Genomic DNA, 22,849 nt, shown 5'->3' on the forward strand with positions numbered 1-22,849 from the left:
GCCATGAAGTTCAGTTCGCAGACCCTGCGCACGTTCACCACCCTGCACACCTGGGTCGGCCTGGTCGCCGGCTTCGGCCTGTTCGTGGCCTTCTACGCAGGTGCGCTGACCCTGTTCCATCACGACCTGCCGCTGTGGCAGACCCCGGGCGCAGCCACGGCGTTGCCGGCCGGCCTGGATGACGCGCAGTACCTGCTGGAAGACGTGCTGGCGGCCCATCCGGAAGCGCGCCGCCACGTGGGCATGACGTTCCCCGGCGCCGAGCACCCGCAGCCACTGGCGTACTGGCAGGCCGACGACGGCAGCTGGCGCTATGCCTGGCCGGGCCAGATCGCCGGCAGCCCGGCCCCGCCGCAGACCGGACTGGCAGAACTGGTCAACGAACTGCACTACAGCCTCGGCCTGCCGGTGGCCGGCGTCTACGGGATGGGTATCGTCAGCCTGCTGTATGGCATGGCGCTGCTGAGCGGGCTGGTGATCCATCTGCCGAAGCTGTTCGGCGACCTGTTCGCGCTGCGGCCGGGCCGCAACCTGAAGCAGTTGTGGCAGGACGCGCACAATGTGATCGGCGTGCTCAGCCTGCCCTTCCACCTGATGTTCGCGGTCACGGGCGCCCTGCTCTGCCTGGTGTTCGTGCAGATGGCCCTGCTCAATCCGCTGATCTACGACGGCAAGGCCCTGCAGGCGGTACCGACGGCGATGGACACCGCGCCGGTGCGCGAGGCCAGTGGCATTCCGGCGCCGCCGGGCAGCCTGCGCGTGCTGCATGCGCGCGCACTTGAAGTCGCCCGCGCACAGGGCGTGGCCAACTTCGAGCCGGCCTACCTGAAGCTGGCCAACGCCGGCGACGCCAACGCCACCATCGAGATCACCGGCGAGGCCAGTGGCACCCTCGGCCCGCTTGGCGCCGTGGCGTTGGATGTGGCCAGCGGCGACCTGCTGGCTTCCCAGCTGCCGGGCCAGCGCGATGCCAACCACGCCACCCTCAGTGCCGCCTATGCACTGCACTTCGGTGAGTTCGGCAACGGCGTGGTGGTCTGGCTGTACTTCCTGCTCGGCCTCGGCGGTGCGTTCCTGTTCTACTCCGGCAACCTGCTGTGGATCGAGTCGCGGCGCAAGCGTCGCCAGCCGCACCAGCCGCGTGCCGGTGTGAACATGGCGCGGGCCACGGTCGGCGTCTGCATCGGCCTGTGCGTGGCGATCTCGGTCGCGTTCGTCACCGCACTGGTGCTGGAGCGGCTGGCACCGTCGGCCGTCGACCACGGCATCCGCTGGGCCTGCTTCGGCAGCTGGGCGGCCTGTGCGCTGTGGGCCGCGCTGCGTCGCCCGGCGCAGGCCGCACGCGAACTGCTGTGGGCCGCGGCGATCAGCACCGCGCTGGTGCCGGTGCTGCACGGCGCGCTCAATGGCGACTGGCTGTGGCGCGCGGCCGCGCGGGGGCACTGGCCCCTGTTCTGGGTCGATGCCATCGCGCTGGCGATGGCCTTCGGCTTCGCCCGCCTGGCCGTGGCCAGCCAGCGGCGCGCCCGCAACGGCGACCCCAACAGCGTCTGGGCCAACTAAGCTTTCGCCGGGTATGGCCCGGCGCTACCGCTGCGGGTGTTCTTCGCCCGGGTAACGACTTATTTCGATCAGGTTGCCATCCGGGTCGCGGACGTACACCGATTCGATCGGCCCCAACGCACCGGTGCGTGCGACCGGCCCCTGCTCCACCGCCACGGCATGCGCCCGCAGGTGTGCCAGCACATCGGCCGTCGCTGTGCGCGTGACCAGGCACAGGTCGGCACTGCCCGGCGTCGGCCGCAGCGCGTGCGGTTGCAGCGGTGCGCTGGCCGGATGCAGGTTGATTTTCTGCTGGCCGAACTGCAGCGCGGTGCGACCGGCACCGAAGCGCACGATCTGCATGCCGAGCACGCGCTGGTAGAAATCACAGCTGCGTTCGATGTCGGCGACGGTGAGGACCAGGTGGTCCAGGCGTTCGAGAGGGATCATGCGCAAAGCGTAGCGCCGCCGGCGTCGTCGCAATGTGCGGTGTCGGGCCGGTGGCGTTGCCGCACGGCGCCGGGCGTGACCCGGCGCCGCCGACTCAATCGCCGATGCGCGCTTTCTGCCACGGGCCGAGCATGGCGTTGAGCAGGCTGGCCTGCCCGTCGTCGCCGGTCAGTTCCCACATGAACACCCCGGCCAGGCCCTGCTCGCGGGCGAACCGGGCACGCAGGCCGATCGAGCGCGGGTCTTCATAGCTGATGAAGATCTTCTGCCCGGCGTTGTACAGCCACGGGCTCTGCGCCTGCGGTTGCCAGTGCTTGGTCCAACCCGGCTGGTCGAGATAACGCGCTTTGATCACCCGCCAGTCGCCGGCATCGGCGGGTGCGCTGTAGGGCTGATACAGGCCATCCGGCGCATCACCGGTAACCTTGAAGCCGCGCCCGTAGAAAGGCACGCCCAGCACCAGCTTGTCGGCCGGCACGCCGTGCTCGCGGTAGTACTGCACCGCACCGGCCACGTTGTTCCAGCGCCGCAGTTCCGGCGCCAGCGGATCGGCCGGCACTTCATGCAAGGGCGCATTGAAGGTCGACACCGAAGAGAAGCCGGTGCCCATGTCGTAGCTCATCAGGTTGATGAAATCCAACACCTTGGCCAGCGCCGGCAGGTCGTAACTCGCGGCCGGATCGTAAGGACCGTCGGTCTGCAGGCGTCCGGCGGCCAGCGCGGCAGTCAGTAGCATCGGCTGTCCCGCCTTGCGGCCGCGCGCGTCGAGTGCCTGGCGGAACGCCTGCGCGAGCAGGGTCAGGTTGGCGCGATCCTGCGGGCGGTGCGCCAGCTCCTTCGGCCCGCCACTGACCGGAAATTCCCAGTCGATGTCGACGCCGTCGAAACTGCCCGCGTGGCGATCGAAGAACAGCGCCATGCACGAGTCGACCATGCGCCTGCGGCTGGCCTCGGTCAGTGCCGCATCGGAGAACCCGCCTGCGCCCCAGCCCCCAATCGAGATCAGCGTGCGCAGGTGCGGATGCGCCCTCTTGAGCTCGGCCAACGCGGCGAAGTTCCTCGGCGCTTCCGCGCCGACCGTGCAGCGCCCGTCCTCGAGGGTGGAGAACGCATAGAACAGGTGCGTCAGCCGCTCGGCCGGAATGCTCGAGACCGGATAGCGCTCGGCCGAACCGCCCGGGTAGTAAGCGCCGAAGATCGGCGGCTGTGCGGGCCGCGCATGCGCGGCGATGGGCAAGGCACCGGCAATCAGCACGGCAAGGACGGCCACGGTCTGGCGGAACATGGGATCTCCCGGTTCGAAGGCGCAGCCACGTTAGCAAACGGATGGGGCGTCGGGACGCATGTCGCGACATGTCGTCCCATGGACAGGCGGCCACCCATGAAAGCTGTCACAGGCCTGGCCAGCCAGCGGCAAACGCCGGTCACGACAGGACAACAGTGCGACCCGCGCAGGCGGTCAGGGCACGGGTTCTCACCGGCTCACGGTCACCCCCCCCCCACCTGCACTACGCGCACCGGGGCCGTGGAGCCGAACCAACCTGGCGTTGGCGGTCCCGTCAGGCGTGTAACCCTCCGGTCGACGAGCCTTGTGGCACAAGGGCTTCAGAATTCTTCAGGCCGGCTTCCAGCACTTCAGATGGTCCGCAGGCCCAATCGGGGCCCCTTTCGGTGGAGCCCGATGATGCGTTCGATCCTGTCCGTCCTGACCCTGCTGCTCTGCGTCACCTGTGGCGCGCCCCTCGCCGCCCGCGCCACGCCACCGGACCCGGCCCGGCTGGTGGCGCTGGAGCGTGCGATCGCCAGCAACGAGCTCAAGCAGATCCGCAGCGTGCTGCTGCAGGTCGATGGCAAAGTGGCCTATGAAGGCTACTTCAACGGCGCAGACGCCGAGACCCTGCATGACGTGCGTTCGGCCAGCAAGAGCGTGACCGCGCTGCTGGTCGGCGCCGCCATTGGCGAAGGGCGATTGGCCGGGGTCCAGGCCAAGGTCTACGACTCGTTCCCAGACTTCACCGCACGCCACCAGGTCGACCCGCGCCTGCGTGCCACCACCGTGCAGGACCTGCTGACCATGAGCAGCCTGTGGGAATGCGATGACGAGAATCCATTCTCGGCTGGCCACGAAGAACGCATGTACGTCAGTGAGAAGTGGCTGGACTTCGCGCTGGCGCTGCCGGTGAAGGGCTTTGCGCCGTGGATGCAACGGCCGGAGAACAGCCCGCATTGCCGTGCGTTCGCCTACTGCACCGCCAATTCGTTCGTGCTCGGCGCCGTGCTTGAGCGGGCCACTGGCCAGCCCCTGGCCGACTACGCCGCGCGTGTGCTGGAGCAGCCGCTGGGCATCACCCGGAGCCAGTGGAATCGTTCGCCGGAGGGAATCGGCATGGGGGGCGGTGGCACGCGCTATCGCACGCGCGACCTCGCGCGCATTGGGCAGCTGGTGCTCGACGGTGGCCGCTGGCAGGGGCGGCAGCTGGTACCGAAGGACTACATCGAGGCAATGATTCGGGCGCAGGCAACTACTGCGGATGGCAGTGACTACGGCTACCAGTGGTGGGGCCTGAAGCTGGACGTCCAGGGCTCAGCCCGCACGGTGTGGGCGATGTCCGGCAATGGCGGCAACTATGTGTTCGTGATGCCGGAGCAGCGCGTGGTCGCGGTGGTCACCAGCCAGGCATTCAACCGCAGCATTGCGCATCCGCAGTCACGACGGATCCTCACCGAGTTCCTGCTACCGGCGTTGCACTGAGGGCGGCCAGGTCGGCGGGGCGCCAGTCCGCGGCCAGCACCTGCGCGCGCTGGCGGGCAATGTCGGCATCAAGTCGGTCAAGGAGCGCCGCCCAGCCCGGGGTGTCATGCAGCAACACGAACAGTGGCGTGGCGCGCAGCCACGCCACATCGCGGAAGCCGTCATCAGCGGCCCGGTGCAGAGCTGCAACGGCATCGTTGGCGCGCCCGTCGGCCTGCAGCAGCAATGCCTGCTCCAGCGCAGCGTCGGGCCAGCCATCGCCGTCGTCGGCGGCGAGCCTTTGAAGTCGCTCAGCAATCCATGCAGGGTCCACCGGCTGCGGCCCGTGCAACACCGCCAGCACCTGGCCCAGCGACTGCCGGGGACGCAGCTGGCGGCCACGCTCGAAAGCCTCGCCGGCGGCAGCGTGGTCGCCGGCCAGCAGCGCCAGTTCGCCCTGCAGGCGCAGCAGCTGCGGATGCGGCGTGCCACGTGCGAGCGCTTCGTCCAGCACCTGTCGCGCCTGTTGCGGTGCCCCCGCCACGTACAGGCTGCGCGGCCAGGCGATGTTGGAGAAAACGTTGTCCGGGTAAAGCTGGAAGTTGCGCGCATGGCGTTGCGCAGCCACCTGGGTGAAGCCCAGCAGCTCCAGTTCGCGCGCAACCTGCACCTCCCGGAACCGCACGCGCTCGGGCGCTTTCAGCGACAGGTTTCCGCGCAGCGCGGTCACCAGCTGTCCGCGCTCCTGCTGCAGGTAAGCCAGCGACGCGCGGCTGCGCTCGTCGTCCGGGTCCAGTTCGATGGCACGCACGTAGCCGTCGATGGCCAGGCGCATGTTGCCCGCGCAGTCCTGCGCATAGCCCCACAACGCATGGGCGGCCGCATCGCGCGGCGCGCGCTGGCGCTCGTGCTCGGCCAGGGACATCGCTTCGCTCAGCTGCCCGGCCGTACCGTTGAACAGGCACCCCTGCGCCGACAGTGCCCGTGACAGGCCACGCCGCGCCGCCGTGGAATCGGGGTCGGCCTGCAATGCCTGCCGATACAGCTGGATGGCCCGTTCGTTGTTGCTGGCCTGGCCGATACCGGCGTAGTAATCGGCGCGCTGCAGGAACGACTGTCCACCGGCCTGCGGCGGCGGCGGTGACCACGGCAGCAGCGCCGACGCCAGGCCCAGCGCCACGACAGCCGCTGCGCCCCAGCCGAAGCGGTGATACCCGCCTGGTCGTGCCGCCGGTAAGGCGGCGGGCAGCGGCGGTGCGCACAGCTGATAGCCACGGCCGCGAACCGAACGGATGTAGCGCGGGCGCCGGCTGTCATCGCCCAAGGCCTGCCGCAACAGCTTGACCCGCTGGCTGACCGCATCTTCGCCGACCACCGCCGGTGCCCAGACCTGCGCCGCCAGCATGTCGAAATCCACGACGTCGGTGCCATGTGCAAGCAGCACGTCCAGCAGGGTCCAGCTGAGGCCGCTGACCGGCAACGTCTCACCGTTGCGGCTGACGCGCTGCGCCGGGCGATCGATGTCCAGGTCGAGCAGGCGCAGGGTATCCATGGCCGAAGCATAGCGGTTGGAAAGCGCCGGCGGACAGGCAAAGAAAAAGCGGGCCGGAGCCCGCTTTTTCATTTTGCGAAAGCGTGAGGACCAACGGTCCTCACCCACCGCACAATCCGCCGTACCGATTACTCGGCGCTGACGGCGTCGCCTTCTTCCACGGCCTTCATCGACAGGCGGATACGGCCCTGCTTGTCGACTTCCAGCACCTTGACCTTGACCACATCGCCTTCCTTCAGCACGTCGCCGACCTTCTCGACGCGATCGCTGGAGATCTGCGACACGTGGACCAGGCCGTCCTTGCCCGGCAGGATCGTGACGAACGCACCGAAGTCCATGATCTTGGCGACCTTGCCTTCGTAGATGCGGCCCGGCTCGACGTCCGAGGTGATCTGCTCGATGCGGGCCTTGGCGGCCTGGGCAGCGATGGCATTGACCGAAGCGATGACGATGGTGCCGTCATCCTGGATGTCGATCTGGGTGCCGGTTTCCTTGGTGATGGCCTGGATGGTCGAACCGCCCTTGCCGATCACTTCGCGGATCTTGTCCGGGTGGATCTTGATGGTCAGCAGGCGCGGCGCGTAGTCCGACAGCTCTTCACGCGGCGCGGTCAGGCCGTGGGCCATTTCGCCCAGGATGTGCAGGCGGCCAGCCTTGGCCTGCTGCAGGGCCTGCTTCATGATCTCTTCGGTGATGCCTTCGATCTTGATGTCCATCTGCAGGGCGGAGATGCCCTCAGCGGTACCGGCCACCTTGAAGTCCATGTCGCCCAGGTGATCTTCGTCACCCAGGATGTCGGACAGGACGACGAAGCGCTCGCCTTCCTTGACCAGGCCCATGGCAATACCGGCCACCGGTGCCTTCACCGGCACGCCGGCGTCCATCAGGGCCAGCGACGAGCCGCAGACCGACGCCATCGACGAAGAACCGTTCGACTCGGTGATTTCCGAGACGACGCGGATGGTGTACGGGAACGATTCCAGCGACGGCATGACAGCCAGCACGCCACGCTTGGCCAGGCGACCGTGGCCGATTTCGCGGCGCTTCGGGCCCATCATGCGGCCGCACTCACCCACCGAGAACGGAGGGAAGTTGTAGTGGAACAGGAAGTTTTCCTTGTACTCACCGGCAACGGCGTCGATGACCTGGCCGTCACGGGCGGTGCCCAGCGTGATGGTCACGATGGCCTGGGTTTCGCCACGGGTGAACAGCGAGGAGCCGTGGGTACGCGGCAGCACGCCGGTCTTCACGGTGATCGGGCGGACGGTGTCCAGCGCACGGCCGTCGATGCGGACCTTGGTGTCCAGCACCGAGTCACGCATGGTGCGGTATTCCAGTTCGCCGAATTCCTTCGACAGCTCGGCCGGGTTCCAGCCTTCGGCGGCCACGCGGCCGGCCAGGGCTTCGAACACGTCCTTCTTGATCGCCGAGATGGCGTCACGGCGCTGCAGCTTGTCACGCACCTGGAAGGCTTCGCCCAGGCGCGGGCCGATGGCCTCCTTCAGGGCGGAGATCAGCGCGTCGTTCTTGGCCGGGGCTTCCCAGGTCGACGGCTTGGTGCCGGCTTCGACGGTCAGTTCGTTGATCGCGTTGATGACCTTCTGCATTTCGCGGTGACCGAAGGTCACGGCGCCCAGCATCACTTCTTCGGACAGCAGCGCGGCTTCGGATTCGACCATCAGCACGGCGTTGGAGGTACCGGCGACGACCAGTTCCAGCTGCGAGTCAGCCAGTTCGCTGACGGTCGGGTTGAGGATGTACTCGCCGTTCTTGTAACCGACCTTGGCAGCGCCGATCGGACCCATGAACGGGGTGCCGGCCAGGGCCAGGGCAGCCGAGGCACCGATCAGGGCCGGAATGTCACCGTCCACGTCCGGGTTCAGCGACATCACCGTGGCGATGATCTGCACTTCGTTCTTGTAGTCTTCCGGGAACAGCGGGCGGATCGGACGGTCGATCAGACGCGAGATCAGGGTTTCCTTCTCGGTCGCACGGCCTTCACGCTTGAAGAAACCACCCGGGATACGGCCGCCGGCGTAGAACTTTTCCTGATAATCGACGGTCAGCGGGAAGAAGTCCTGGCCTTCGCGCGCGCTCTTGGCGGCGACGGCGGTGACCAGCAGTACGGTGTCGTCCATCTTGACGATGACGGCGCCGCTGGCCTGACGGGCGACTTCGCCGGTCTCAAGCGTGACGGTGTGCTTGCCGTACTGGAAGGTTTTGGTGATTTTTGCCACGGAGGGTGTCCTTGGGGATGCTGTCTGCGAATTTGGACCGTCGGCGACCCTTGCCGCCAGCGGGTGGCCGGATCGTTCCGGCCTGAATCGGGGATTGCGGTACTACAAAACAAAACCGCGGCGCATCGCTGCGCCGCGGGGGATTCGTTGCTTAGCGACGCAGGCCAAGCTTCTCGATCAGGGCCTTGTAGCGCTCGACGTCCTTCTTCTTCAGGTAGTCGAGCAGGCTGCGACGGCGGTTGACCATCTGCAGCAGGCCGCGGCGGCTGTGGTGGTCCTTCTTGTGGGTCTTGAAGTGGCCGGTCAGCAGTTCGATGCGGGCGGTCAGCAGGGCCACCTGGACTTCCGGGGAGCCGGTGTCAGCGGCGCTGCGCTTGTTGTCTTCAATGACCTTCTGGGTGTCGATCGACATTTTCTTTTTTCTCTGTGATGCGTGGCCGGCAGGAACGCGCTTCGCGCACCGCCAGGCTCGCCGTGGACTACAAGGATGAAACCTGCGCGGGGCAGGCTGCCGGAAAACGGCCGCGAAATTGTAACGGCCGGGGGCTTCCGGGACAAGGACCGGGGCTGAACCGGCAGGCCCGGGTCAGAGGTTGAAACGACGCTGCGGGGCCAGCAGGCCACTCTCATCGACCTGGCCCAGGCCCTGGACAGCATCGTCCGGTCCAAACACGGCCACCAGGCCACGGGGCCAGGACAGGTCGCGCTGGCGCTGGCCGACGCAGAACCGGTGGGCCTGCTCGGCATCGAGGTCGACCCGGGGGTATTCCGCCAGGCCGGCCGCCAGCGGCAGCAGCAGCGCGTCCATGCCTGCCTCGTCCCCAGCCTCGGCCATCGCCCGCAGCTGGTCCAGGGTGACCATGGCCGGCCCGCGGAACGGCTCGACCCACAGCCGGCGCAGCGCACTGATATGGGCGCCACAGCCCAGGCGTTCGCCGAGGTCGCGGGCCAGGCTGCGGATGTAGGTACCGGAGCCACAGGTCACGCGCAGCCGCAGCCGTTCCGGCTGCTGCTCGAGTACGTCGATGGCGTGCACCTGCACCTCGCGTTCGGGCGCCTCGATGACGTCACCGCGGCGGGCCTTCACATACAGCGGTTCACCGCCCTGCTTCAGCGCCGAATAGATCGGGGCACGCTGGCGGATGTTGCCGGTCAAAGGCGCCAGCGCCGCCTGCAGGGCTTCGGCGCTGATTGCCGGCACCGGGCGCTGCAGCAGCACCTGGCCTTCGGCATCGTCGGTATCGGTGGTCTGGCCGAGCACGATCTCGGCATCGTAGGCCTTGGCCGACCCCAGCAGCAGGCCAGCGATCTTGGTCGCCTCGCCGAAGCACAGCGGCAGCAGGCCGGTGGCGAGCGGGTCGAGGCTGCCGGTGTGGCCGCCCTTCTCGGCGCGGAACAGGCGGCGCGCCACCTGCAGGGCGGCGTTGGAGCTCATGCCGGTCGACTTGTCGAGCAGCAGGATGCCATCCAGGCGGCGGAACTGAATTCGGGTCATGACAGGATTGTGTAGCGCCGAGCCATGCTCGGCTTCCGCAGCGATGCGCGAGATCAAAAGCAGCCGAGCATGGCCCGGCGCTACAGGAACATTATTCGTCGTCGCTCTCGCGACGCTTCTCGGCGGCCAGCGTATCGGGCAGGTCGCGCAGGATGTTGTCGATGTGCTCACCACGGTCGACCGAGTCGTCGTAGTGGAAGTGCAGTTCCGGCACGTGGCGCAGCTTCATCGCACGCGCCAGGTCCATGCGCAGTCGGTAGCCCAGCTCCTTCAGCCCGGCCACGGCCTCGGCGGAGCGCTCGGGCATCAGCGCGGTGACGAACACCTTGGCATGGGCCATGTCACGGGTGATTTCCACGTCGGACACGCTCACCGAGGGCAACCCATGCTCGCGCACGGCGTTGTGCACCAGGGTGCCGAGTTCACGGCGCAGCTGGGCGGAGACACGGTCGGTTCGATGGAAAGTCTTGGGCACGAGGGGCTCTTGGTTCAGTTGTCGCCCGACCAACGGTCGGGCGCTACATCTACATGGTACCCGACCGTGGGTCGGGTTCTACAGCATGGCAGGGCCCCACCGGGCTCTACCAGGGCAGGGCCCGACCGCTGGTCGGGCCACCGTGCAGCATTACAGGGTGCGCGGCACTTCGATGCGCTCGAAGCACTCGATCTGGTCGCCCGGCTTGACGTCGTTGTAGGCCTTCACCGCGATACCGCATTCGGTACCGTTGCGGACTTCCTCGACGTTCTCCTTGAAGCGGCGCAGCGATTCCAGTTCGCCCTCGAAGATCACCACGCTGTCGCGCAGGACGCGGATCGGCTTGTTGCGCTTGACCACACCCTCGATGACCATGCAGCCGGCGACGGCACCCAGCTTCGAGCTGCGGAAGACGTCGCGGACCTCGGCGATACCGATGATCTCTTCGCGGATTTCCACGCCCAGCAGACCGGAAGCCACCTGCTTCACCTGGTCGATCACGTCATAGATGATCGAGAAGTAACGCAGGTCGACACCGTTGGATTCGATGATGCGACGCGCCGAAGCGTCCGCACGCACGTTGAAGCCGATGACGGTGGCCTTCGACGCGGCTGCCGAGTTGGCGTCCGACTCGGTGATGCCGCCCACGCCGGAGTGGATCACGTTGATGCGGATGTCGTCGTTGGACAGCGCGACCAGTGCCTGGCTCAGGGCCTGCACCGAACCCTGCACGTCGGCCTTGATGACCAGGTTGAGGACCTGCTGGCCCTCGCCCTTGCCCAGGGTCGCCATGATGTCTTCCATGCGGCTGCCGGCAGTAGCGACCAGGCGCGATTCACGGCGCTTGGTCTCACGCTGCTGGGCCACGTCCTTGGCCAGACGCTCGTCCTCGACCACCACGAAGTCGTCACCCGCTTCGGGCACGCCGGACAGGCCCAGGACCTGCACCGGAATGGACGGGCCGGCGAACTCCGGCTGCTTGCCGGTCTCGTCGAACAGCGCACGCACGCGGCCGTACTGGATGCCGCACACCAGGTAGTCGCCCTTCTTCAGGCGGCCCTGCTGCACCAGCACCGTCGCGACCGGGCCGCGGCCCTTGTCCAGCGACGATTCGATCACCACGCCCGAGGCGCGGCCTTCATCGACCGCCTTCAGTTCCAGCAGTTCGGCCTGGATCGAGATGGCGTCCAGCAGGTCGTCGATGCCCAGGCCGGTCTTGGCCGAGATCTCCACCATCTGGGTGTCACCACCGAAGTCTTCGGCCACGACCTGCTCGGACAGCAGTTCGTTCTTGACCCGCATCGGATCGGCGTCGGACTTGTCGATCTTGTTGATCGCCACGATCAGCGGCACACCCGCCGAACGGGCGTGCTGGATCGCTTCCTTGGTCTGCGGCATGACGCCGTCATCGGCGGCCACGACCAGCACCACGATGTCGGTCAGCTTGGCGCCGCGCGCACGCATCGAGGTGAAGGCGGCGTGGCCCGGGGTGTCCAGGAAGCTGATTACGCCCTTGGGCGTGTCCACGTGGTAGGCACCGATGTGCTGGGTGATGCCGCCCGCTTCGCCGGTGGCGACCTTGGTGCGGCGGATGTAATCCAGCAGCGAGGTCTTGCCGTGGTCGACGTGGCCCATGATGGTGACCACCGGCGGACGCTGGGTGGCCTCGCCCTGGTTTTCACCGGCGGAGGCCAGCAGTGCGTCTTCGGCGTCGTTGTCGTTGGCACGGATCGCCTTGTGGCCGAGTTCTTCGGTCACCAGTGCGGCGGTGTCGTGGTCGATGGACTGGGTGATGGTCGCCATCACGCCCATCTTGAACAGCGCCTTGACCACCTCGCCGCCCTTCAGCGCCAGCTTCTGCGCCAGGTCGGCCACGGTGATGGTGTCGCCGATCGCCACTTCACGCACCACCGGTGCGGTCGGACGCTCGAAGGCGTGCGGACCGGCATTGTTGCCACCGCGCGACATGTCGCGACGGCCACCGGCCTGGTTGCGGCCGCCCGGACGACCCCGGGTGTTGCTGTTGTTGCTGTTGCCACGACGCGCACGATCGGCGGCCGACAGGTGCATCTGGCCGGCGAAACGGTCACCCGGGCCACGCTCGTTGCGCGGCGCGCTGCGGTTGTTGCGGTCGTCGTTGCGCGGCGGCGGCGGTGCACCACGCGGCGCAGCCGGGGCTGCGGCCGGGGTACGCGGCGGGCGCGGCGCGGTTTCGTCGATCGGAGCACGCTTGGGCTTGCTGGCAGCCAGCGTCTCGGCCGCCTTGGCGGCAGCCGCAGCTTCCTCGGCGGCCTTCTTCTCGGCCTCGGCGCGTTCCTTGGCGGCGGCCTCTTCTTCACGGGCACGGACGATGGCTTCGTCGCGCAGACGATCCTTTTCGGCCAGGGCCTGCTGTTCGGCGAGGTTGCGCGCGCGCGACTCTTCCAGCTTGCGCAGGATGTCGGCGCGCTCTTCGTCCGGCGTCATGGCGCGAGCACCATCCTTGACGTAGGTCCGCTTCTGGCGCACCTCTACATTCACGGTCGTCTTGCTGCGACCGGAATTGACCGTCACTTCCTGCTGCTTCCGGCGGTTGAGCGTGATCTTCTTTGCAGACTGATCGGTCTCTTCCGGGGCCTGCTCGGGCTTGCCGTGCGAACGACGAAGGAAGCCCAGGAGCTTCACCTTCTCGGAGCTGGTCACGACCTGGTCGGGACCGCTGAACTTCATGCCGGCACCGGCCAGCTGTTCCAGCAGTTTTTCGACCGGCGTGTTGACCAGTTCGGCAAGCTTGCGGATGGTGGTTTGCTGCGACATTCGGATCCTATGATCTTGTGGGCGCCCCCCCGCATCTGGAGGTGGCGCGGATTCTACGCCCTGAGCGGCTCAGGGCCCTGTTCATTGCCGGCTCATTCGCCGCGTTCCAGTCGGGCGATCTCCTCGGCACGGGCGGCCAGGATCAGCGCAGCGGCGCGCGCCTGATCCAGTCCTTCGATGCCGAAGTCCATGACCTCGTCGGCGGCCAGGTCGGACAGATCCTCGCTGGTACGCACGCCGTGGCCGGCCAGCGCGTATGCGGTGGCTTCGTCCATGCCCTTCAGGGACAGCAGGTCCTGCGCCGGCTGGCCGTCTTCAAGGCCTTCTTCGACTGCCAGGGCCTCATTGAGCAGCGCATCGCGGGCACGAGCGCGCAGCTCTTCGACGATGTCCTCGTCGAAACCTTCCACGGCCAGCAGTTCGCCGACCGGGACATATGCGATTTCCTCGACGGTGCCGAAGCCTTCGCTGACCAGGATGCCGGCGATTTCCTCGTCCACTTCCAGCTTGTCCATGAACAGCTGGCGGGCGGCAGCCTGCTCGGCCTCCGACTTGGCGGTGACCTGGTCCTGGGTCATCACGTTGAGCTGCCAGCCGGTCAGGCGGCTGGCCAGGCGCACGTTCTGGCCGCCCTTGCCGATCGCCTGGGCCAGGCGGTCTTCGGCAACGGCCAGGTCCATCGAGTGCTTGTCTTCATCGACGATGATCGACTGCACTTCGGCCGGTGCCATCGCGTTGATGACGAAGTTGGCCGGGTTGTCGTTCCACAGCACGATGTCCACGCGCTCGCCATTGAGCTCGTTGGACACGGCCTGCACGCGCGAACCGCGCATGCCGATGCAGGCACCGATCGGATCGGTGCGCTGGTCGTGGGCCAGCACGGCGATCTTGGCGCGGTCGCCCGGGTCACGTGCACAGGCCTTGATTTCCACCAGGCCCTGGCCGACTTCCGGCACTTCCAGCTTGAACAGCTCGATCATGAATTCCGGCGCGGCGCGGCTGATGAACAGCTGCGGGCCACGCGGCTCGGAACGCACTTCGGCCAGGTAACCACGCACGCGGTCACCGGCGCGCAGCACGTCGCGCGGGATGCCCTTGTCCTTCGGAATGAAGCCTTCGGCGTTGCCACCCAGGTCGACATAGATGTTGCCGCGCTCGGCGCGCTTGACCACGCCGGTGATCAGTTCACCCACGCGGTCCTTCCACGCATCCACGACCTGCTGGCGCTCGGCTTCGCGCACGCGCTGGACGATGACCTGCTTGGCCGCCTGGGCAGCGATGCGGCCGAAATCCGGGTTCTCGATCTGCTCTTCGATGTAGTCGCCGACCTCGACGCCCTCGGCTTCGTCGACGGCGTCCATCAGGCGGATCTGGCGGTCGGGCGATTCCATGACCACGTCATCGGCCACCACTTCCCAGCGGCGGAAGGTCTCGTAGCTGCCATCCTTGTGGTCGATGACCACGCGGGTCAGCACTTCCTCGTCGGGATAGCGCTTCTTCGCTGCCGAGGCCAGGGCGGCCTCGATGGCATCGAAGATCACTTCACGCGGCACGCCCTTCTCGTTGGCGACTGCGTCGACTACCAGCAACAGTTCCTTGCTCATTGGCTCACTCCGCGCGCGGCTTCTTTGCCGCCGGCTCGTTGGAAGAAGAATTCGTGTTCGGCTTCGGACGCTTCGGTGCCGGACCGGTCGGCTTGCTCGGGGCCAGCCCCAGCGCCACCCAGTCGGGCATGATCCGTGCCTTGTCGATGTTGTCGGCCGACACGACCACTTCGGCCTTGTCGACGATGAACGTGATGGTCCCCGCCGCCTCGTCGGTCGCCTCGATACGACCCTGCAGGCGACGACGGTTGTCCTGCGGCAGCTTCAGCGTGACCTTGGCCGATTCGCCCTGGTGGCGGGCAAACTGCTCCAGGTTGAACAGCGGCCGGTCCACGCCCGGCGAGGACACTTCCAGCGTGTAATTGCCGCTGATCGGGTCCTCGACGTCCAGCTGCGCCGACACTTCGCGGCTGACCCGCTCGCAGTCGTCGACATTGATGATGCGCTCGGGCTGTTCAGCCAGCGGCACGTCGATGTAAAGGCGCAGGGTCGCACCGCCGGGGGCCGGCAGATACTCAACGCCCAGCAGCTCCAGGCCCAGCGACACAACGGTCGGGGCGAGCAGATTCGCGATGTCGGTTGCCTTGTCGCTCACAGCCTGCCTTGATCTCTATGGTTGGGTGCCGGCCTTGGCCGGCGTGGAAACATGACGCCCCGGAAACGACAAAGGGCCCGCTGGGCCCCTTTTCCGGAAAGACTCCGGTGACTGGATTCCGGTTGCAACCTGCATGGCCTGCCGGTTGCGGCCCTCCTTCCGGATCTGGACTCCCGCCGGGAGACCGCCTTCAGGGGTACTGCTAGGCCGCTGATGATAGCGGCTGCACCGCGCTGGTGCAAGGTGCGGACCCGGGGTCAGATCCCTTTTGCCGTGGAAGAGGGATCTGACCCCGATCACGCGGAAACGACGCAGACCCCAAAGAAAAACGCCTCCGAAGCAGGGCTTCGAAGGCGATTCCTTTACTTGGTAGCGGGGGCAGGATTTGAACCTGCGACCTTCGGGTTATGAGCCCGACGAGCTGCCAGACTGCTCCACCCCGCATCAGAAGCGGAATTATGAGCGATTGCTTCGAAACATGCAAGCGATCCCTCATTCATCAAACCGGTTGGCGCCGATCCGACGTTGGTAGCGGGGGCAGGATTTGAACCTGCGACCTTCGGGTTATGAGCCCGACGAGCTGCCAGACTGCTCCACCCCGCACCGGAAGTACTTGAACTGCTGCCCCACCCTTTCGAGGGAGGCTGCCGCAACGATGTTCTGGCTGAACCGCTGCAGTGACAACTCAGGCTGCGCATATTACACGAATCGCGCAGCTTTGTGTCAACTTTTATGCAAGATGCGCAAATGCCTGCTGGCACCAGACCATGATCGGGTTCCAGGCAAGGCCCAGCGCGAGCAGCGCCAGGGCATTCACGCCCAGCACCACGCCCAGCACGCGGTCGTTGCTGCGCGGCATGGCCTCGCCCACCGGCTCATCGAAGTACATGACCTTGATGACGCGCAGGTAGTAGAAGCAGCCGACCACGGCGCAGAGCACGCCGAGGATGGCCAGCCACAGCAGGCCGCCGTTGACGGCCGCGCCCAGCACCGCCAGCTTGGTCCAGAAGCCCAGGAACGGCGGGATGCCGGCCAGCGACGCCATGATGCACAGCACCAGGCCGGCCATCCACGGGTTGCGGGCGTTCAGGCCCTTGAAGTCCTCGATGTTCTCGGCTTCAAAGCCGGCACGCGACAGCGCGATGATCGCGCCGAAAGCCGCGGTGGACATGATCGCGTAGGCCAGTGCGTAGAACAGCGCGGCGGCGTAGCCCTGCGAACCGCCACCGGCGATGCCCATCAGCAGGAAGCCGATGTGCGAGACAGTGGAGAACGCCAGCATGCGCTTGAGGTTGCTCTGCGCGATGGCCATCAGGTTGCCGATGACCAGCGATACCGCGGCCAGGCCGGCGATCAGCAGCTGCAGTTCGGTCGACAGCGGACCCACGCCCATTTCCAGCAGGCGGTAGGCCATGCCGAACGCGGCCAGCTTCGGCGCCGAGCTGATGAACAGTGCGATCGGTGCCGGGGCACCCTGGTACACGTCCGGCAGCCACATGTGGAACGGCGCGGCACCCAGCTTGAAGGCGACGCCGGCGATCATGAACACCGCACCGGTGATCAGCAGCACGCGCTCTTCCGAGTGCGGGATGGCCTCACGGATCACATCCAGGTGCAGGCTGCCGGTGGCGCCGTAGATCAGCGACATGCCGTACAGCAGCAGGCCCGAGGCCAGCGAACCCAGCACGATGTACTTCATCGCCGCTTCCGAGGCCAGGCCGCTTTCGCGGTTGCTGGCGACCAGGGCGTAGGAGCACAGCGCCAGCAGTTCCAGGCCCAGGTAGACCATCAGCAGGCTGCCGGCCGAGACCAGGATCATCATGCCGGCGGTGCCGAACAGGATCAGCACCGGGATCTCGCCCTGGAACAGGTCGCGGTCACGCAGGTAGCGCCAGCCGTAGACCAGGGTCAGGCCGCTGAGCAGCACGATCCCGGTCTTCATCACGTCCGCGGCGGTATCGCGCACGAACATGCCATGGAAGACCTCGCCCTGCCCGCCCACGCCGGTGGCCAGCATGAACAGCACCACGGCCAGCGCTGCGAGCGAGAACAGGTGGGTGACGATCTTGTTCCGGTTGCTGACGAACAGGTCGAGGATCATCAGGGCGAAGGCGCTGCCGATCAGCACCAGCTCGGGAGCGAGCGGTGGCAGGTCAGCGGCGGTCAATGGCAGCAGCGGCGAGGTGGTCATCATCAAATCCTGGAATTACAGCAGCTTGCTGGATGCGATCTGCATCGCCAGCTTCGCGATCGAGGGCTCCATCAGGTCGGTCAGCGGCTTGGGGTAGATGCCCAGGGCCAGCACGCCGATGGCGAACACGCCCAGCACCAGCCATTCGCGGCCGTTGATGTCCTTCAGTTCGGCAACATGGCTGTTGGCCACTTCACCGAAGAAGATGCGCTTGTACAGCCACAGGGTGTAGGCGGCGCCGATGATCAGGGTGGTGGCCGCGCCCAGGGCGATCCACGGATTACGCTGGAAGGCCGACAGGATGACCATGAACTCGCCAACGAAGCCGCTGGTACCCGGCAGGCCCGCGTTGGCCATGAAGAACAGCATCGCGAAGGTGGCGAACCACGGCATCACGTTGACCACGCCGCCGTAGTCGGCGATGCGGCGGCTGTGCATGCGGTCGTACAGCACGCCGACGCAGGAGAACATCGCGCCGGACACGAAGCCGTGCGAGATCATCTGCACCATGGCGCCCTGCAGGCCCAGGCGCGCGGCATCGGCGTTGCCGGCTTCACGCACCAGCCACAGCGCGATGAAGGTGCCCAGGGTGACAAAGCCCATGTGCGCGATCGACGAATAGGCGATCAGCTTCTTCATGTCGTCCTGCACCAGGGCGACCAGGCCGACGTAGATCACCGCGATCAGCGACAGTGCGATCACCAGCCAGGCCCATTCCTGCGACGCGTCCGGGACGATCGGCAGGTTGAAGCGCAGGAAGCCGTAGCCACCGATCTTCAGGGCGATCGCGGCCAGGATCACCGAACCGGCGGTCGGCGCTTCCACGTGGGCGTCCGGCAGCCAGGTGTGGACCGGGAACATCGGCACCTTGACCGCGAAGGCGATCAGGAAGGCGAAGAAGATCCAGGTCTGCTCCTTGGCCGACAGCGGCAGCGCGTACAGGTCGGCCAGCTGGAAGCTGCCGCCCTTCATGTACAGGTAGATCAGCGCCACCAGCATCAGCACCGAGCCGAGGAAGGTGTACAGGAAGAACTTCAGCGCGGCGTAGATGCGGCGCGGACCGCCCCAGACACCGATGATCAGGAACATCGGGATCAGCATCGCTTCGAAGAACACGTAGAACAGCATCGCGTCCGTCGCGGCGAAGATGCCGACGGTGACGCCTTCCAGGATCAGGAAGGCCGCCACGTACTGGTTGACGCGCTTGTCGATGGCGCTCCAGGCGCCGATCAGGGCAAGCACGCTGACCAGGGTGGTCAGCAGGATCAGCGCCACGGCAATGCCGTCCACGCCCAGGTTGTAGCCGATCTTGTACGCCGGGATCCAGGCATGGGTCTCGACGAACTGCAGACCATCGACGCCTGCGTTGTAGCCGCTCAGCAGCGAGAGGCTCGCCACGAACGTCAGCACCGCTACGCCCAGCGACGCCCAGCGGGCGGTCTGCGCATCACGGATCGCAAGGATCAGGGCACCACCGATGATCGGCAGCCAGATGAGGACACTGAGTAGAGGCCAGTTCGACACGTCTTCTTATTCCGTACAGGTCATCAACGCAGGTAATGCATCAGCACGCCCAGCAGGGCAATCAGGCCGATGATCATCGCGAAGGCGTAGTGATAGAGGAAACCGGATTGGGTACGACGCAGCACGCCGGCTGCGACGTCCACAACACGTGCCGAGAGATTGACCACGCCGTCGACGATGTTGCTGTCGATCCAGCGCGAGACCTTGCCCAGCTTGACGCTGCCACCAGCAAAGCCATCGATCCACAGCTTGTCGAAGCCGTACTTGTTTTCCAGTACCGACACCAGCGGAGCGAAGGTCTTGCGGGCCTTGCCCGACAGGTCCGGCTTCCACAGGTAGAACAGCGCGGCCAGCAGGAAGCCCGCAACGGTCAGCATGAACGCCGGAGCCATCATGCCGTGCAGCGCGAAGGCGACCGGGCCATGGAACTCCTCGCCCAGGAAGCCGATGGTGTTCTTGGCCGGATCGTAGAAGTCGACGATGCCGGTGAAGAACGTGTGCGCCTGGCCCTTGATGGCATCGTGCGCGTGGTTGCCGGCCCAGTCGGTGCCGTACAGCATCGGGCCGATGCTGAAGAAACCGATGGCGATCGACGGGATGGCCAGCAGGATCAGCGGGAGGGTCACCACCCACGGGGTTTCGTGCGGCTCGTGCGGACCGTGGCCATGGCCGTGGTCGTCATGATGCGCATCGCCGTGGTGGGCGTCGGCGGCGTGGTGATCGTCATGGCCGTGGCCATGGGCGTGGTCATCATGCGCGTCGCGGAAACGCTCCTTGCCGTGGAAAGTCAGGAACAGCAGGCGGAAGCTGTAGAAGCTGGTGACGATCACGCCACCCAGCACCGCCCAGTAGCCATAGGTGGCCACCCAGCTGTTGGACAGGTGCGCGTGCAGCTCGGCGGCCTCGATGATGGTGTCCTTCGAGTAGAAGCCGGAGAAGAACGGCGTGCCGACCAGCGCCAGGGTACCGATCCACATGGTGATGAAGGTGATCGGCATGTACTTGCGCAGGCCGCCCATCTTGCGCATGTCCTGCTCGTGGTGCATCGCGATGATGACCGAGCCGGCGCCCAGGAACAGCAGGGCCTTGAAGAAGGCGTGGGTCATCAGGTGGAACACGGCGGCCGAATAGGCCGACACGCCCAGCGCAACCGTCATGTAGCCCAGCTGCGACAGGGTCGAGTACGCGACCACGCGCTTGATGTCGTTCTGCACGATGCCGATCAGGCCGGTGAAGAACGCGGTGGTGGCACCGATGAACAGCACGAAGTTCAGCGCGGTCTGCGACAGCTCGAACAGCGGCGACATGCGGGTGACCATGAAGATACCGGCGGTCACCATCGTCGCGGCGTGGATCAGTGCCGAGATCGGGGTCGGGCCTTCCATCGAGTCCGGCAGCCACACATGCAGCGGGACCTGGGCCGACTTGCCCATGGCACCGATGAACAGGCAGATGCAGATGACGGTGGCGATCGACCAGATCACCGGCTCGTTCAGCAGCTGCATGCCCAGGATCGTGCCGTCCCAGATCTGCAGCTGGGCGCGCGGGTCAGCCAGCATGCCGGCCTGCGAGAACACCTGCGAGTAGTCCAGGGTGCCGAACACCCACAGCACGCCGGCGATGCCCAGCAGGAAGCCGAAGTCACCGACGCGGTTGACCAGGAACGCCTTCATGTTGGCGAAGATCGCGGTCGGGCGCTTGAACCAGAAGCCGATCAGCAGGTACGACACCAGGCCCACCGCTTCCCAGCCGAAGAACAGCTGCAGGAAGTTGTTGCTCATCACCAGGGTGAGCATCGAGAAGGTGAACAGCGAGATGTAGCTGAAGAACCGCTGGTAGCCCGGATCGTCCTGCATGTAGCCGATCGTGTAGATGTGGACCAGCAGCGACACGAAGGTCACCACCACCATCATCATCGCGGTCAGCTTGTCGACCATGAAGCCGACGTGCGCCGAATACTGGCCCACTTCGAAGAACGTGTAGATGTTCTGGTTGAACGGCTGCGCACCGCCCCACAGCAGCTGGTAGAGCGTGTACATCGACAGGCCGCAGGCCACCGCGACGCCGAGGATGGTGATGGTCTGCGCGCCGAAGCGCTTGACCTGGCGACCGAACAGGCCGGCGATGATGCTGCCGAACAGCGGTGCGAGCACCACTGCGATCAACAGACTCTTGGAGAGAGTGATTTCCATCTGTGGATCAGCCCTTCAACGAATCGACTTCGCCGACATTGATCGTGCGGCGTGTACGGAACAGGGTCACCAGGATCGCCAGGCCGATGGCGGCTTCCGCGGCGGCGACGGTCAGGATGAAGAACACGAACAGCTGGCCGGACGGATCGCCCAGCTGACGCGAGAAGCCGACGAAATTGATGTTCACCGACAGCAGCATCAGTTCGATCGACATCAGCAGGACGATGACGTTCTTCCGGTTGAGGAAGATGCCGGCCAGGCTGATGGCGAACAGCGCCGCGCCCAGCGCGAGGATATGGCCAAGGGTGATCACGGCTGGGTCTCCTCGCCGGCGACCGGCTTGCTGTTGCTGTGCACGACCGGTGCTTCGGCACCCATCTTGACCATGCGCAGGCGCTGGCCGGCCTTGACCATGGTCTGCTCGCCCGGGTTCTGGCTCTTCACGCCGGTACGGCGACGCAGGGTCAGCATCACGGCGGCAACCACGGCCACGGTCAGGATGACGGCGGCGAACTCGAACGGCAGCAGGTACTCGGTGAACAGCGTGCGTGCCAGCCAGGTGATGTTGGAGCTGTCGGCGGCGACCGCAGCGGCGTTGTCGGCCGGGAACGGCGTGACCGAACGCGCCTTGACCCCGATCAGGATCAGCATCTGCGCCAGCATCGCGACCGCGACAATCAGGCCGACCGGCAGGTAGCGCACCCAGCCCTCACGCAGCTTGGTGGGGTCGATGTCCAGCATCATCACCACGAACAGGAACAGCACCATCACCGCGCCGACGTAGACCAGCACCAGCGCCACACCGAGGAACTCGGCGCCCACCAGCAGCCACACGCAGGCGATGGAGAAGAAGGTCAGCACCAGGCAGAGCACGGCGTGAACCGGGTTGCGCACGCTGATCACCGCACCGGCCGAAACCGTTGCCGCGATGGCGAACACCCAGAAAGCGATATTTACCCAATCCATCTCTCGACCTCAGCGGTAAGCGGCATCGGCGGCGCGACGCTCGGCGATCTCGGATTCGAGACGGTCGCCCAGGGCCAGCAGCTGCGGCTTGGTAACGATGTTTTCGCCACGATTCTCGAAGTGGTACTCGAGGATGTGGGTTTCGACGATCGAGTCCACCGGGCAGCTCTCTTCACAGAAGCCGCAGAAGATGCACTTGAACAGGTCGATGTCATAGCGCGTGGTGCGGCGGGTGCCGTCCTCGCGCTTGGCCGAGTCGATGGTGATGGCCAGCGCCGGGCACACCGCTTCGCACAGCTTGCAGGCGATGCAGCGCTCTTCGCCGTTGGGATAACGGCGCAGCGCGTGCAGGCCACGGAAGCGCGGCGACTGCGGGAACTTCTCCATCGGGTACATCATCGTGTACTTCGGCTTGAAGCTGTACTTCAGCGTCAGCCAGAGGCCCGCCAGCAGTTCGAGCAGCAGCAGGCTCTTGAAGTAATGGGTAATCCTGTTCATC

General features: G+C 66.2%; 18 protein-coding genes and 2 tRNA genes. 2 read left to right on the forward strand and 18 right to left on the reverse strand.

The window, feature by feature from the left end; genetic code table 11:
• Positions 1-3: 3 nt before the first annotated feature.
• Complete coding sequence (locus tag BLS66_RS01420; protein WP_074724926.1) at positions 4-1,563, forward strand: PepSY-associated TM helix domain-containing protein; 1,560 nt, start codon at positions 4-6, stop codon at positions 1,561-1,563.
• Positions 1,564-1,587: 24 nt separating this feature from the next.
• Here the strand turns inward: BLS66_RS01420 and BLS66_RS01425 are convergent, their stop codons facing one another.
• Both BLS66_RS01425 and BLS66_RS01430 read right to left on the reverse strand, forming a co-directional pair.
• A complete protein-coding gene (locus BLS66_RS01425; RefSeq protein WP_074724927.1) occupies positions 1,588-1,992 on the reverse strand; it encodes a VOC family protein in 405 nt (134 codons plus the stop codon).
• A 94-nt stretch (positions 1,993-2,086) separates the two neighbouring features.
• Positions 2,087-3,277: a glycoside hydrolase family 18 protein gene (locus tag BLS66_RS01430; protein WP_074724928.1), complete on the reverse strand. Its 1,191-nt coding sequence runs from the start codon at positions 3,275-3,277 to the stop codon at positions 2,087-2,089.
• Between the two features lie 399 nt (positions 3,278-3,676).
• On the opposite strand from BLS66_RS01430, the gene BLS66_RS01435 reads away from it, so the two are divergent.
• A complete protein-coding gene (locus tag BLS66_RS01435) occupies positions 3,677-4,744 on the forward strand; it encodes a serine hydrolase domain-containing protein (protein WP_083348126.1) in 1,068 nt (355 codons plus the stop codon).
• Here BLS66_RS01435 and BLS66_RS01440 read toward each other — a convergent pair.
• The 16 genes from BLS66_RS01440 to nuoI all read right to left on the reverse strand — a co-directional run bounded on the left by BLS66_RS01440 (position 4,713) and on the right by nuoI (position 22,848).
• Positions 4,713-6,275, reverse strand: coding sequence for a winged helix-turn-helix domain-containing protein (locus BLS66_RS01440; protein WP_074724929.1), 1,563 nt, complete (start codon positions 6,273-6,275; stop codon positions 4,713-4,715). The two genes, BLS66_RS01435 and BLS66_RS01440, sit on opposite strands and share 32 nt — an antisense overlap.
• Before the next feature lie 128 nt (positions 6,276-6,403).
• Positions 6,404-8,512, reverse strand: a complete 2,109-nt coding sequence (gene pnp / locus BLS66_RS01445) for a polyribonucleotide nucleotidyltransferase (protein ID WP_049469447.1) — start codon at positions 8,510-8,512, stop codon at positions 6,404-6,406.
• Positions 8,513-8,663: 151 nt separating this feature from the next.
• Positions 8,664-8,924, reverse strand: coding sequence for a 30S ribosomal protein S15 (gene rpsO, locus BLS66_RS01450; protein ID WP_005417886.1), 261 nt, complete (start codon positions 8,922-8,924; stop codon positions 8,664-8,666).
• Positions 8,925-9,098: 174 nt separating this feature from the next.
• Positions 9,099-10,007: a tRNA pseudouridine(55) synthase TruB gene (gene truB / locus BLS66_RS01455; protein ID WP_074724930.1), complete on the reverse strand. Its 909-nt coding sequence runs from the start codon at positions 10,005-10,007 to the stop codon at positions 9,099-9,101.
• Positions 10,008-10,098: 91 nt separating this feature from the next.
• Entirely contained in the window at positions 10,099-10,482 is a 384-nt protein-coding gene (gene rbfA, locus BLS66_RS01460) for a 30S ribosome-binding factor RbfA (RefSeq protein WP_049469441.1), read from the reverse strand.
• A gap of 150 nt (positions 10,483-10,632) precedes the next feature.
• The gene (infB, locus tag BLS66_RS01465) at positions 10,633-13,278 is read right to left on the reverse strand and encodes a translation initiation factor IF-2 (RefSeq protein WP_053460943.1); all 2,646 of its coding nucleotides are present in this window, start codon (positions 13,276-13,278) and stop codon (positions 10,633-10,635) included.
• Positions 13,279-13,370: 92 nt separating this feature from the next.
• Positions 13,371-14,882 carry a transcription termination factor NusA gene (nusA, locus tag BLS66_RS01470; protein ID WP_014647859.1) on the reverse strand — a complete coding sequence of 504 codons (1,512 nt, stop codon included), beginning with the start codon at positions 14,880-14,882 and terminating at the stop codon, positions 13,371-13,373.
• Positions 14,883-14,886: 4 nt separating this feature from the next.
• A complete protein-coding gene (gene rimP, locus BLS66_RS01475) occupies positions 14,887-15,477 on the reverse strand; it encodes a ribosome maturation factor RimP (protein WP_019660578.1) in 591 nt (196 codons plus the stop codon).
• Positions 15,478-15,844: 367 nt separating this feature from the next.
• Positions 15,845-15,921, reverse strand: a tRNA-Met gene (locus BLS66_RS01480).
• 82 nt (positions 15,922-16,003) lie between these two features.
• Positions 16,004-16,080, reverse strand: a tRNA-Met gene (locus tag BLS66_RS01485).
• A 127-nt stretch (positions 16,081-16,207) separates the two neighbouring features.
• Positions 16,208-17,668, reverse strand: a complete 1,461-nt coding sequence (nuoN, locus tag BLS66_RS01490; RefSeq protein ID WP_032957446.1) for an NADH-quinone oxidoreductase subunit NuoN — start codon at positions 17,666-17,668, stop codon at positions 16,208-16,210.
• Positions 17,669-17,683: 15 nt separating this feature from the next.
• Positions 17,684-19,192: an NADH-quinone oxidoreductase subunit M gene (locus BLS66_RS01495; protein WP_019660580.1), complete on the reverse strand. Its 1,509-nt coding sequence runs from the start codon at positions 19,190-19,192 to the stop codon at positions 17,684-17,686.
• Between the two features lie 23 nt (positions 19,193-19,215).
• Positions 19,216-21,384: an NADH-quinone oxidoreductase subunit L gene (nuoL, locus tag BLS66_RS01500; RefSeq protein ID WP_032957444.1), complete on the reverse strand. Its 2,169-nt coding sequence runs from the start codon at positions 21,382-21,384 to the stop codon at positions 19,216-19,218.
• Positions 21,385-21,391: 7 nt separating this feature from the next.
• The gene (gene nuoK, locus BLS66_RS01505) at positions 21,392-21,697 is read right to left on the reverse strand and encodes an NADH-quinone oxidoreductase subunit NuoK (RefSeq protein WP_074724931.1); all 306 of its coding nucleotides are present in this window, start codon (positions 21,695-21,697) and stop codon (positions 21,392-21,394) included.
• Positions 21,694-22,350, reverse strand: a complete 657-nt coding sequence (locus tag BLS66_RS01510) for an NADH-quinone oxidoreductase subunit J (protein WP_049470676.1) — start codon at positions 22,348-22,350, stop codon at positions 21,694-21,696. Before BLS66_RS01510 ends, nuoK begins: the two co-directional genes overlap by 4 nt.
• A 9-nt stretch (positions 22,351-22,359) precedes the next feature.
• Complete coding sequence (nuoI, locus tag BLS66_RS01515; RefSeq protein ID WP_005417924.1) at positions 22,360-22,848, reverse strand: NADH-quinone oxidoreductase subunit NuoI; 489 nt, start codon at positions 22,846-22,848, stop codon at positions 22,360-22,362.
• Position 22,849 lies beyond the last annotated feature (1 nt).

Source organism: Stenotrophomonas pavanii (genome assembly GCF_900101175.1).
GTDB lineage: Bacteria > Pseudomonadota > Gammaproteobacteria > Xanthomonadales > Xanthomonadaceae > Stenotrophomonas > Stenotrophomonas pavanii.

Bases quoted from the DNA above. Each gene is read 5' to 3' on its own strand.
- infB (WP_053460943.1), bottom strand. From the start codon at position 13,278: ATGTCGCAGCAAACCACCATCCGCAAGCTTGCCGAACTGGTCAACACG.
- BLS66_RS01510 (WP_049470676.1), bottom strand. From the start codon at position 22,350: ATGGATTGGGTAAATATCGCTTTCTGGGTGTTCGCCATCGCGGCAACG.
- nusA (WP_014647859.1), bottom strand. From the start codon at position 14,882: ATGAGCAAGGAACTGTTGCTGGTAGTCGACGCAGTCGCCAACGAGAAG.
- nuoN (WP_032957446.1), bottom strand. From the start codon at position 17,668: ATGACCACCTCGCCGCTGCTGCCATTGACCGCCGCTGACCTGCCACCG.
- BLS66_RS01420 (WP_074724926.1), top strand. From the start codon at position 4: ATGAAGTTCAGTTCGCAGACCCTGCGCACGTTCACCACCCTGCACACC.
- rpsO (WP_005417886.1), bottom strand. From the start codon at position 8,924: ATGTCGATCGACACCCAGAAGGTCATTGAAGACAACAAGCGCAGCGCC.
- nuoI (WP_005417924.1), bottom strand. From the start codon at position 22,848: ATGAACAGGATTACCCATTACTTCAAGAGCCTGCTGCTGCTCGAACTG.
- BLS66_RS01440 (WP_074724929.1), bottom strand. From the start codon at position 6,275: ATGGATACCCTGCGCCTGCTCGACCTGGACATCGATCGCCCGGCGCAG.
- BLS66_RS01430 (WP_074724928.1), bottom strand. From the start codon at position 3,277: ATGTTCCGCCAGACCGTGGCCGTCCTTGCCGTGCTGATTGCCGGTGCC.
- nuoL (WP_032957444.1), bottom strand. From the start codon at position 21,384: ATGGAAATCACTCTCTCCAAGAGTCTGTTGATCGCAGTGGTGCTCGCA.
- truB (WP_074724930.1), bottom strand. From the start codon at position 10,007: ATGACCCGAATTCAGTTCCGCCGCCTGGATGGCATCCTGCTGCTCGAC.
- BLS66_RS01425 (WP_074724927.1), bottom strand. From the start codon at position 1,992: ATGATCCCTCTCGAACGCCTGGACCACCTGGTCCTCACCGTCGCCGAC.
- BLS66_RS01435 (WP_083348126.1), top strand. From the start codon at position 3,677: ATGCGTTCGATCCTGTCCGTCCTGACCCTGCTGCTCTGCGTCACCTGT.